Origin of the sequence: Actinomadura sp. NPDC048032, assembly GCF_040653175.1 — a bacterium.
Taxonomy (GTDB): domain Bacteria; phylum Actinomycetota; class Actinomycetes; order Streptosporangiales; family Streptosporangiaceae; genus Spirillospora; species Spirillospora verrucosospora.
The window spans coordinates 1-12,148 of sequence record NZ_JBEZJP010000239.1; the positions used below are offsets into that span (position 1 = coordinate 1).

Genomic DNA, 12,148 nt, shown 5'->3' on the forward strand with positions numbered 1-12,148 from the left:
GGGCCCAGAAGATCGACCAGCCCCGGCATCAGCCGTACCCGATGCTTGAGGGCAGCTTCAACATCTTCAAGGCCTTCGGCGCCTCGCAGGAGCATTGCGCCACCGTCGCTCACCGGATCGCCGACGCGGACCAGACGACGGGGACCGGCGTGCCCATCCCGTTCATCCACCCGGTCAGCGACAACGAGAACGTCTACACGCTGCGGGACCTGGTCGCCAAGGTCGGGCTGCCGATGCGCAACGAGAACAGGGCCAACCTCAAGGACATCTGGGCGGGGCAGGAGCTGACCGGGTTCGATCGCAACAAGGTGGACGGCCCGCTGCTGGAGGCGTGGAAGAAGCACTAGGGGACCGGGATCCTGCACGCACGCGACACCCTGTTCGGGATGCATCTGGGCTGCCGGTGGGGCGACCGCTCCTCCGGCCGCAGCACGGCGGTGACCCCGCCCGGAAGCGACCAGCCGGGCACGCCGGGGCTGCGCGAGTTCATCGCCCGGCTCTATGAGTTCTACGAGCCCGAACAGGCGACCAGGGCGTTGACGCCCGATCCCCGCAGGCATCCTCCTGAGCGTTTCGCCGGCCGGGACAGCACCAATCCGGGCAACCTGATCCTGCAGTACCTCGCGGGCCTGGAGTACGCGTTCGCCCCGTTCCATCACATCGGACCGGTGTGGGAGCCCGACGACGCCAACTTCAAGCCCAGCCGCGGACTGGTCGCCCTCATCACCTATGACGAGGTGAACGGCGGCAGCAACGTCAACAACAACACCCTGACGGCGCTGACGACCAACAAGGGCCTCGGGGTGGAGTTCGAGTACGCCGCGGGTGACAAGCGGGTGATGCGGCGCAAGCCGTCGTCGGAGCCCGACGTCAACTTCACCGAGACCGTCGACACGGTCGCGCACGAGTTCGGCCACAGCTTCGGCCTGATGGACGAGTACGAGAACTCCGGGGGAGACGACCCGAACGCGCCCGCGACCTCGACGAACGACGTCCTCGGCGACAACGTGAGCATGCTGGGGTTCCTGCGGATCAACCCCGCCCCCGATCGGCAGATCGACGTCACCAAGGTCAAGTGGTTCGCGCTGCCCCGGATGCGCCATTCCGCACGGCTGGTGATCGACTCCGCGCCGGGGCTCGGCGGCATCGAGATCGTGATCGACAAGCGGTACATCGCGCCGTGGCAGAAGGTCGCGGCGCAGAACCCGCCTGCCGAGGTGCACCTGCGCAACTTCCACGTCAGCCCCCAGGGGATCCAGTTGCCGCTGGCCACCGGTTCCGCCCAGGTCCTGACCAACCTGAAGATCGCCCACATCGAGCCCGAGCTGGGCACCATGACGCTCGACGGCCCGGGCCTGCCGCCCGCGCCGTTCCCGACGTTCGCCGCGGGCTCGGCCGTGTACGTGCCGCTGAAGGACGCCGCCGGTCAGCTCCTCACCGTGGTCGAGCCGGCGGTGCGCAAACACCTGACCACTCCCACGCCCGCCAACAGGATTCCGCTGAACGTCGACACCGACGTCCTGCATCCCAAGCACGAGGTCGACAACCCGAGGTCCATCCCGGACTTCAAAGCGCCCTGCAAATCCTCGAAACTGATCGGCGTCTACGAGGGCGCGCTCGACTTCGCGGGCGGGTACTACCGGCCGACCGGAGCGTGCAAGATGCGCCGCTCCGACGACGAGGACAACGACGGCGAGTTCTGCTTCGTCTGTAAGTGGCTGATCGTCAACCGGGTCGATCCGGGCTATCACAACATCCTCGACGCGATGTTCTACCCGAAGGCGAAGAAGAATGGCTGAGCCCGGCACGTTCGACAGGCTGGTGGCCGAGCTGGGGCAGGCGCTGCTGCCGCTGCGCGAGGCGCTCGCCTCCCCGGAGGCCTTCATCGCGTTCCTGCAGAAGCTGGGCTGGCGCGCCGAGGACATTCCGCAGCCGCTGCGCGACCTCGGCAGCGGGGTGGAGACCCTCTACGACGGTCTGACCAGGCTGCTCGGCGAGGGCGGCCTCAACGTCGGCGGTTCCGTGGGCGACGGCGAGGCCTCCGTGCAGATCTCGCCCGACGACGTGGGCCGGGTGCTGCGGGCCTTCCAGGACGTGGTCAACGCGATCAAGGCGATCGCGACCGCACCCGACTCGGCCATCCCCGCGCCGCTGCGCGCGGACGGCTTCAAGGAGAAGTTCCCCGGCCAGCTCATCGACTACCTGGTCATCACCTACCTGCAGCGGTACCACCCGTCGATCGGGTTCGGACTGCGCGCGCTGGGCGTGGTCAAGACGGGCTACGCACCGGCTGAGGGCAATCGGCCGCCCTACATGAACGTCCGGCTCGACCTGGCGGACCTGCCCAAGACGCTGAGCGAACCCTCGCTGGTGCTCAAGAACGCCTTCGGCTGGGGCGAGGCGGACTTCGACTTCGAGGCGCTGGCCGTGCAGGTCGACAACCTGATGATGGCCCTCGGCGTGGACATCGCCACCGCCGAGATCCCGAAGGCGAGTGGGGCCGCCCTGCAAGGCACCGCTCCCAAGTTGACCGACCCGCCGGTGCGCGGCATCCGGGCGGTCTTCTTCGAACGGGCGCAGGCTTCGGGTCGGATGGCCGCCGAGATGAGGCTGCTGCCTGTGCCGGCGACAGCCGGGGACCCGCCCGGCCTGGCGCTGATCCCCGCCTTCAACGGCGCGCTGGACTTCAGGTTCCAGCTGGGCGACGACATCGCCCTCACCATCCGTACCGACCTGGATCTGCAAGGCGGGATCGGGCTGCGGGTCCGGCCGGACCGCCCGATCGAGATCATCGTCGGCTTCGCCGGCGGCGGCTCGCCGTCCCACGCCGCCGGCTCGCTGGTGGTCAAGGCGGAGCGCGGCGGCGCCGACGCCGCCCCGATCGTCCTGCTCGGCTCGCCCGGAGCGACCCGGTTGCAGTTCCGCAAGGTCGGCGGCACCGGCGGCATCCGGCTGTCCGACGGTGCGGCGGACGTGTTCGCCGAGTTCGAGCTGGCCGGTCTGGAGTTCGTCTTCGATCCCGGCGAGGCCGACGGCTTCATCGCCAAGATCGTGCCGGACGGCGGCTTCTCCTTCGGGGCCGACCTGACGCTCGGCGTCTCCCAGCGCACCGGCTTCTACTTCCGCGGCACCTCCAGCCTGGAGATCCAGCTGCCCGTCCACCTCGACCTCGGCCCCATCGACATCCAGTCGCTGACCGTCTCGGCCGCCCCCGGCGCGGACGGCCTGCCGATCAACCTCGGCGCGACGATCAAGGCCGAGCTCGGCCCGATCAAGGCGGTCGTCGAGGAGCTCGGTCTGGCGGCGACCTTCGGCTTCACGTCCGGCAACGACGGCAACCTCGGCCCGCTGGACGTCTCGCTGGGGTTCAAGCCGCCCAAGGGCGCGGGCCTGTCGGTGGACGCCGGGGTGGTCAGCGGCGGCGGCTACCTGTTCTTCGACCCGGCCAGGGGCGAGTACGGCGGGGCGCTGGAGCTGGAGTTCGCCGGGCTGTTCGACGTCAAGGCGATCGGGCTGATCACCACCAGGATGCCGGACGGCTCCGCGGGCTTCTCGCTGCTGCTGATCATCACCGCCGAGTTCGGCACCGGCATCCAGCTCGGCTTCGGCTTCACCCTGCTGGCGGTGGGCGGGATCGTCGGGCTGAACCGCCGGATGAACCTGCAGGCTCTGGTGGAAGGAGTGCGGAGCGGCTCGATCGAGTCGGTGATGTTCCCGCGCGACGTGGTGGCCAACGCGCCGCGCATCCTGTCGGACCTGCGCGCGTTCTTCCCGCCCGAGCAGGGCACGTTCCTGGTCGGGCCGATGGCCAAGATCGGCTGGGGCACCCCCACGCTGGTCTCGGTCTCGCTCGCGGTGATCATCGAGATCCCCGGCAACATCGCCATCCTCGGCGTGCTGCGCTGCGTGCTGCCCACCACCGACCTGCCGCTGCTGGTCCTGCAGGTGCAGTTCGTCGGCGCGATCGAGTTCGACAAGCAGCGCCTGTGGTTCTTCGCCCAGCTCTTCGAGTCGCGCGTGCTGTTCATGACCCTCGAGGGCGGAATGGGCCTGCTGGTCGGCTGGGGCGACGACCCCGACCTGGTCATCTCCGTCGGCGGCTTCCACCCGTCGTACAAGCCGCCGCCGCTGCCGTTTCCGGTGCCGCCCCGCATCCGGGTGGACATCCTCAACCGGCCGGGCGCCCGGATCACCGTCTCCGGCTACTTCGCGATCACCAGCAACACGGTGCAGTTCGGTGCGCGCGCCGAGATGGTGCTGGGCTTCGACGACTTCGGCATCTCAGGGCATCTCAGCTTCGACGCGCTCTTCCAGTTCTCCCCGTTCCGCTTCGTCATCGCCATCTCCGCAGACGGTCTCGCTCAAGGCGTTCGGCGTCGGCCTCTTCGGCATCGACCTGGACTTCCAGCTCGAAGGCCCGGCCCCGTTCCGGGCGCACGGCCGGGGCTCGATCTCGCTGCTGTTCTTCGAGATCTCCGCCGACTTCGATATCACCTGGGGCGAGGACCGCGACACCACGCTGCCCCCGGTCGACGTGCTCCCGCTCTTGGCGGGCGAGGTCGCCAAGCCCGAAGGCTGGCAGACCCGGCTGCCGACCGGCGGCGGCAACCCGCTGGTCACGCTGCGCACGTTGCCGCCGACCGAGGACCTGGTGCTGCACCCCCTCGGCTCGCTGTTCGTCCGCCAGCGTGCGATCCCGCTCGCCGTACGGCTGGATCGCATCGGCGCGCAGCGGCCGCGCGACGGGAAACGGTTCACCGTCGAGCCCCTGCCCGGCAGCGGCCTCGTGCGCGCCTCCATCACCGCCGACAAGTTCGCGATGGCTCAGTTCCAGGACATGGACGACGCGACCAAACTGTCGCGACCCGCGTACGAGGACCAGGACGCGGGGCTGGAGCTGGTGGCGGCGCAGGGCGCGATCGCCTCCGCCCGTGTCGTCAAGCGCAGCGCCCGCTACGAGCAGATCGTCATCGACAGCAGGCTGCGCCGCCGGCCCGGCACCGTACGCCCGCTGACCCGTACGATCGTGCGGGCCGACGGACTCGTCCGCCAGGTCGCCCCCACCGCCGCGCCCACCAAGACGCTGACCAGCGTCAGCCCGGCCGTGTTCACCCGGCTTCTGGAGGGCAGCAGCACCAGCCGTTCACCCCTGTCGCAGCGCGAAGCCGACCAGCGCCGGCCGTACACCCCTGACGAGACCGTGCAGGTCACGGGCCAGCGCTTCGTGGTCGCCCACCTGCGCAACAACGCCCAGGCCTTCCCGCCGGCCTCGCTCGGCTCGGCCGCGGCGAGTTTCCGCAGCCAGGCGGCGGCCGAGGAGGCCCTCGCCGAGTGGGTCACGGCGGACCCCGCGCTCATCGGCCAGCTGCACGTCATCCCCGAATCCGAGGCGGCCGCCCTGCCCGTCGCCCCGCAGTCGTGGACCTCCACCGGCTCCCTGCCGACCCCGGCCATCGCCCCGGCAGCGGTACGGCTGAGCAGCGGCAGGATTCTCGCCGCCGGCGGTCAGGACGCCGCGGGCAAGCCGCTCACCGCCGCCGCGCTCTTCGATCCCATCGCCGGGAACTGGGCCGCCGCCGCGCCGCTTCCGGTCGCCCGCGACGGGCACACCCTCTGCCTGCTGCCGGACGGCCGGGTCCTCGCCGCCGGCGGCGTGACCCAGACCGAGCCCCTGGCGACCACCGAGATCTTCGACCCGCTCACCGCGACCTGGAGCAGCGACGTTCCGTCGATGCGCACCGCCAGGTCCGGCCATAGTGCCACCTTGCTGCGCGACGGCAGGATCCTGGTCACCGGCGGCACCGGCGCCCGCGGCAACTCGCTCGCGTCCGCCGAGGTGTACGACCCGGCCAAACGGCAGTGGACCGAGACCGCGATGACCGACCCCCGCTCCGACCACCAAGCCGTACTGCTCGCGGACGGCCGGGTCCTGGTGGTCGGCGGCGTCCTCAAGACCGGCCGGGCCAGCGCCGCGCTCGGCTTTTGCGAGATCTACGACCCGGCCACCGGCGAATGGACCCCGACCGGCTCGCTCGCCACACCTCGCGCGGGTCACCAGGCGACGCTGCTCGCCGACGACACCGTCCTGGTGACCGGCGGCGATGCCCCGACCGGCCCGGCGCGCGGTCCGTACGACTCCGCCGCCCTCGCCAGTGCCGAACGCTTCACCGTCGGATCCGGCACATGGACGGCGGTTCGCGACATGCCCGGCGGGCGCACCCGGCACCGCGCCCTGCCACTGCGGTCCGGCCTGGTGCTCGTGGCGGGCGGCACCCGTGCCCCCGCCTTCGACGGCGGCTTCCGCAGTGCGCTGCTCTACGACCCGGCCGCCGGCACTTGGACCCCCGCGAGCGGCCTGGCCACCGGCCGGTGGGCGTTCGCCGTGATCGACCTGCCCGACGGCCGGGTGCTCGTGGCCGGTGGCCGGACCCGCTCGGCCGCTGCCGCCCCGCACCCCGGCACCGACATCCTCACCCCGACCGCCGAGATCTTCACGCCCTGACGACGGAGGCACCCCATGACCAGTCCCACCGCGGCGGCTACCGGACAGTGGACGAGCACCGGGGCCCTTCCCTCCGCGCGCGTGTGGTCCGGCCAGCATGACGGCCCGGTCGTCCTCGCCGGCGGGAAGGTCCTGGTGGCCGGTGGAGCCGGCGCCGCGGAGAAGCGCTGGGGCAGGTGTCGCTGTACGACCCGTCCGCCAAGACGTGGACGGCCGCCGCCGCGCTGCACACCGCCAGGCGGCTGCACACCGTCACCCTGCTGGGCAGTGGCAAGGTGCTGGTCACCGGCGGCATCACCGGGGCGGCGACGTTCCCGTCCGCCGGACTGGCCTCCGCCGAGGTGTTCGACCCCGCTCAGGGCACCTGGACCGCGACCGGCAGCCTGAAGACCGGCCGGTGGGGGCACAGCGCGGTGCTGCTGCCCGACGGCAAGGTGCTCGTCGCGGGCGGCTGCACCACCCGGTCCGGGCAGTCGGTCAAGGCGCTGCGCTCGGCCGAGGTCTACGACCCGGACACCGGCGCGTGGACGGAGGTCACCGCGATGACCGACGCGCGCTGCGGCCACCCGGCGCTCGTGCTCAACACCGGCAAGGTGCTGGTGGTCGGCGGCAGCGCACCCGTGTCCCGCGAGACCGACGCGGCCCTGGCCTTCTGCGAGCTGTACGATCCGGCCTCGGGCACCGGCGGTACCTGGACGCCGACCGGGAGCCTGCTGGTGGCGCGCAGCGGGCACCAGGCCACGCTGCTCCCGGACGGCACCGTCCTGGCCAGTGGCGGCAGTCCTCCGGGCGCACCGGGCAACGGCACCTTCGACCCGTTCAGCAGGGCCACCGCCGAGACGTTCAACCCCGTCGCGGGCGTGTGGAGCGCGGTGCAGGACATGCCCGCCGGGCGCGGCCTGCATCGGTCGGTCTCCCTGGGCGGGGGCAAGGTGCTGGTGGCCGGCGGCACCGACACCCCGGACAACGGCGTCGGCTACGCCAGCGCGCTGATCTTCGACGCGGCCACCCGGAACTGGAGCCCGGCGGGCGGTCTGGCGGTGGGCCGGTGGGGGTTCGCCGCCGTCCCGCTGACCGGCGGCACGGTACTGGTCACCGGCGGCATCGCCCGCGCGGGCCTTGCCGCCGCCGGCCCCGGCGCCACCGAGGTCACCGCCACCAGCGAGATCTTCGGCACCGGCCCGGTGACACCGTGAGCAACGCGTACTCCTTCCTGCCGTGGCTGCGGACCGGCCTCAGCACCCGGATCACGACCGATCCGGGCACCGCCGACCGGGCGGTCATCCCGGTCAAGCTGCGGCTGACCGGGGACGGCGTGTCCGGCGGCACGATCACCCGCGACGTCGAGAAGGCCGTGCAGATGTACGGGCCGGGCGACGTGGTGGGGGTCGATCCCCGGGTGATCTCGCGGGTGGAGCCGCGGCCCTGGATCACCAACGTGGAGCCCAACTACCTGGCGCACATCGAGTTCTACGACGAGGGCCTGCCGTGGAGTTACAGCCCGGCCCCGCCCGACGGGGCCACCAAGCGGCTGCTGCCCTGGCTGGCGCTCGTCGTGCTCGCCGGGGCGGCCGAGCCGGCGGGCGACCCGGGCGCGGAGTTCACCGAGGGCGCGGTCGCCGGGCGGCCGCTGCCGTCGATCCAGGTCAAGGACCCGGCCGGGACGCTGCCGCCGCCGGGCCAGCTCGGCGCCTGGGCGCACGTGCACGTCAACGGCGCGCTGGACGGCCTGGTCGCCAACGACGATCCCGCCGGTGCGCTCGCCGCCCTGCGCCAGGTGCTGATCACCAACGCCGATCTGGCGTGCTCGCGGCTGATGTGCCCGCGGCGGCTCAAGCCCGACACCGGCTACCACGCGTTCCTGGTCCCCGCGTTCGAGACGGGCCGCCTGGCCGGGCTCGGCCTGGACCCGGCCACCGCGCCCGGCGCGCTGCACTCCAGCTGGGGCCCCGACTACCCAGGCCGCCCCGAGCCCGCGACGTTGCCGTACTACCACCGCTGGTTCTTCGGCACCGGCAGCGCGGGCGACTTCGAGTACCTGGTCCGGCTGCTGGAGCCCCGGCCCGCCGACCCGGCCATCGGCCGCCGCGACCTCGACGTGCACAACTCGGCCGGGCCGGGGCTGCCGCCCATCACCAGCCCGGCGGAGTTGCACGGCGTGCTCAAGCTGGGCGGCGCACTCCAGTCGCCCAACCGTCCCAAGGGCGACGTTTACGACAAGTGGGATGAGCCGTACCCGCACCCGTTCCAGAAGGCCCTCGCTGGACTGGTCAACCTGGCCGACGCCTACCTCGACCAGACCCCGGCCGCCGCGCACGCCGCCCACGGGGTGCAGGACCTGGCGGGCGAGGTCGATCCGATCATCACCCCGCCGCTGTACGGGCGCTGGCACGCCCCCGCGAACCGGCTGCTGACCGAGCGCGACGGCAGCCCGATCACGCCCGACCGCAACTGGGTGCACCGGCTCAACCTGGACCCGCGCTACCGCGTCGCCGCCCACCTGGGCACCCGCGTCGTCCAGGAGCGGCAGGAGGAGTTCATGGTCGCCGCCTGGGCGCAGGTCGGCGACGTGCTGGCGGCCAACGCCAAGATCCGCGCCGCCCAGCTCGCCCGCGAGGTCGGGACCGTGCTGCAGGCCAGGCACGTGGAGCCCGCCGGCGCACCGATCATGCTGGCCGAGGAGCCGGTGCCGTCCGGCAAGGCCCTCGTGCTCACCGCTCCCGCCAACTCGCGGGTGACCACGCGTGATCGGGCTCTGCGCGGGGCGGCGGCGGTCGAGGGCGAGCGGGTCGCGGTCGGGTTCCACGTGGCGCGCAGCCGCGTGACGGCCGCGCCGCTGTCCCCGCCGATGCGGCGGATGCTGCGGCCGGGGCGGCTGATCCGCGACCTGCCGTTCAGTGAGACCACGCCGCCCGACGCGCTGATCCCGCGGATGGACGACCCGGACGACCCCGTGACGGCGGCCGCCGCCAAGGAGACTCCCGGCGCGGTGGTGACGACCGAGCAGCTGACCGATGTCCTGCACCCGGCACCACCGCCGATCGGGCTCACGGCCGCCATCGAGGCCGACCCAGCCGATCCGGTCGACCGGCTTCCGCGCAGCGCCGACTTCCGGATCACCTTGCCGGGCGACACGTTCGTCCCCTCCGAAGGCGGAGCCGACAGCGAGGAGGCCAAGCGCTTCAAGGACGGGCTGCGCGACATCTACCGGGGCTGGCACGCGGCGGGCGTCGGCGGCCGGACCGAGGGCGGCGACGAGCCTCTGAACGTCCGCGCCACCACCGACGCGATGATGACCGGCCTGCGCGCCGAGAAGACCGTGCCCACCAGCCTGCTGACGTCGGTCAGCCTGCCGGAACGGCTGCGGTCGTTCGCCGAGCGGTTCATCGAGGCGATGGCGTATCCCGTCATCGACCTGCCGATGTACAAGGCGCTGCTGGACCTGTCGGTGGACTACTTCGCCCCGAACCTCGGGCTGATCCCGCGGAACACGGTGACGCTGCTGGAGACCAACCAGGAGTTCATCGAGTCCTTCCTCGTCGGACTCAACCACGAGATGGCCCGCGAGCTGCTCTGGCGCGAGTACCCCACCGACCAGCGCGGCTCGCCTTTCCGGCAGTTCTGGGACACGCGCGGGGGCGTGAAGCAGTACGACATCCAGCCGCTGCACACCTGGCCGAAGGCCGCCGAACTCGGTGAGAACGACGCGCGGGAGACCGGCGAGCAGGCCGACGACCTCGTTCTGGTCATCCGCGGCGACCTGCTGAGGAAGTATCCGAACGCCGCCATCTACGCGCACCGCGCCCGCTGGCAGCCCGAGGCGGGACCGCCGGACCCGGCCCAGGAACGGGTCCCGGTCGAACTCGCAGACCCCGCGCACCCGACGCTGGAGGAGATCAGGCTCCCGCTGTACGAGGCCAAGGTGGACCCCGACCTGACCCTGCTCGGCTTCGACCTGACGGCGGCCGAGGCCAAAGGCGACTTCGCCACCGGCGCGGCGGGCTGGTTCTTCGTGATCCAGGAACGTCCCGGCGACCCCCGGTTCGGCGCGGACGAGGGCCCGCCCACCCCGGTCGAGGTGTGGAACGACCTGACGTGGGCCGACGTGGATCCGGGCGGGACCGGGTTCATCCGGCTGGACGCGAGCACCGTGCAGGTCCCGCTCAAGGACTTCGACGACCCCGCCGCCGATGCCGAGAAGAACGACCAGCACTTGGAGGACGCGTTCCTGCCCGTCTGGCACGGCGGGCTGAGTTCCGCCGACGTGGCCTACATGCTGTTCCAGGCGCCGGTGCTGATGGCCGTCCACGCTCAGGAGATGCTGCTGTGACCGCGCTCAGCGACGACTTCCCGGTACTGCTCGGCCCGGTCCGGGTGGAGACCCGGTTCACCGCCACCGAGCTGCTGGTACGGATCTTCCCGGACGAGTGGTGCACCGATAAGTTCGAGCCCAAGCCGACCCGCGCCGAGATCGCCGCGGTGGACGCGTACTGGACGGCGCACTGGCGGACCGGCGGGAACGCGGTGGCCGAGCAGGCGGCCTGGCAGGAGCTGGTCGCTCGGGTGCCCGGCGGCCGGGCCGGCTGGCTGCTGCGGACCCGTACCCCCGCCAACCTCGCCGACCGGCCCGTGACGGTGCCGGAGGGCGCGACCGTGCTGGTGGTCGTGACCGGCCAGGCCGTACCGGCCGCGGACCGGCAACCGACCGTCACGTACTGGACGGCGGTGTGGCGCGCGCACGGCGACCGGGCCAAGCTGCGCGCCGCCGACACCGCGCTGCGCGCCGACGTCGGGGCCGGCCGGGCGGACACGATCCGGACCCGGCGGCCGGTGGGCGTTGACGCCGCGCCTACCGCCGTCGACGACGCGGTGATGGTCGCGTTCCTCGTGCTGCCGCCGCCGGCCGCGGGAAGCCTGGCCGAGCAGTCGTGGACCCAGGCGGCGAAGGCCAGGCTCCTGCCGGACCGCTTCACCGTGCTCGGATACGTGGGCGGCGAGCGGGTGCTGACGGCGACCGGCGAGGCGGTGCCCGACGCGCTCGCGGTCAGCCCCGACCCCGAGGCCGACACCGACGAACAGCTCAAGGTGGATGAGCGGACCGGCGCGCTGCGGGTGCCCGACGAGCTCCAGTGGCTGACCGACTTCGGGCGGGCGGTGACACTCGGCATGGGCCTGCGCATCCCGCTCACCCCGCAGATCCGCAACGGCCTGGACCGGCTACTGGTGTTCGGGCTGCGGGAGCGGTCCGGCCCCGAGCAGACGGCCGTCCAGCTGGCCGACCTCATCACCCGGCAGCTGCGCAGCCCGTCCGGGTACGGGCTGCTGCCACAGGGCACCCCGACCAACAACAGCGAGGCCGCCCCCGCCGGGCAGGACCGCCGCGCCGAAGCCCAGGCCGCGCTGCGCACCGCCTTCGGGTTCGCGGCGGCGGACGCGCCCGACGACTGGCGGACCCGGACCGACGGGCAGTGGCTGGCCGACCTGCTCGGCATCGACCCGGCCGTGCTGACCGGCATGCCCAACGCCGACGGCACCGACCAGAGTGACGCCCGCGCGGCCAACGTCGCCCTGTGGCCGGCGACCTGGGGCGCGTACCTGCGCGGCATGATGCATCCGATCCTGTCCGAGCAGGCGGTCGACCAGACG

At 72.4% G+C, this 12,148-nt stretch carries 6 protein-coding genes and 2 pseudogenes; all 8 read left to right on the top strand.

From position 1 onward, the window contains the following. Window positions 1–347: hypothetical protein (locus AB0C69_RS26520; protein WP_360357882.1), on the top strand; the 347-nt coding region annotated here is incomplete at its 5' end. A 39-nt stretch (window positions 348–386) separates the two neighbouring features. After that, on the top strand, window positions 387–1,799 hold the full coding sequence (locus AB0C69_RS26525) for a M64 family metallopeptidase (protein WP_360357884.1): 1,413 nt from the start codon (window positions 387–389) through the stop codon (window positions 1,797–1,799). Window positions 1,800–2,604: 805 nt separating this feature from the next. Continuing rightward, window positions 2,605–4,338 (top strand): annotated as a pseudogene (locus AB0C69_RS26530) (DUF6603 domain-containing protein); the annotation flags it as partial. After that, a pseudogene (locus AB0C69_RS26535) lies at window positions 4,238–4,789 on the top strand (DUF6603 domain-containing protein); the annotation flags it as partial. The pseudogenes AB0C69_RS26530 and AB0C69_RS26535, both read left to right, overlap by 101 nt. A gap of 237 nt (window positions 4,790–5,026) precedes the next feature. Continuing rightward, window positions 5,027–6,502 (top strand): kelch repeat-containing protein, encoded by a 1,476-nt coding sequence (locus AB0C69_RS26540; RefSeq protein WP_360357888.1) that lies wholly within the window; start codon window positions 5,027–5,029, stop codon window positions 6,500–6,502. A gap of 167 nt (window positions 6,503–6,669) precedes the next feature. Next, window positions 6,670–7,698, top strand: a complete 1,029-nt coding sequence (locus AB0C69_RS26545; RefSeq protein ID WP_360357890.1) for a kelch repeat-containing protein — start codon at window positions 6,670–6,672, stop codon at window positions 7,696–7,698. Continuing rightward, complete coding sequence (locus tag AB0C69_RS26550; protein ID WP_360357885.1) at window positions 7,695–10,832, top strand: hypothetical protein; 3,138 nt, start codon at window positions 7,695–7,697, stop codon at window positions 10,830–10,832. Before AB0C69_RS26545 ends, AB0C69_RS26550 begins: the two co-directional genes overlap by 4 nt. Window positions 10,833–10,981: 149 nt before the next feature. Next, a partial coding sequence (locus AB0C69_RS26555; RefSeq protein ID WP_360357887.1) for a hypothetical protein occupies window positions 10,982–12,148 on the top strand: 1,167 nt, incomplete at its 3' end.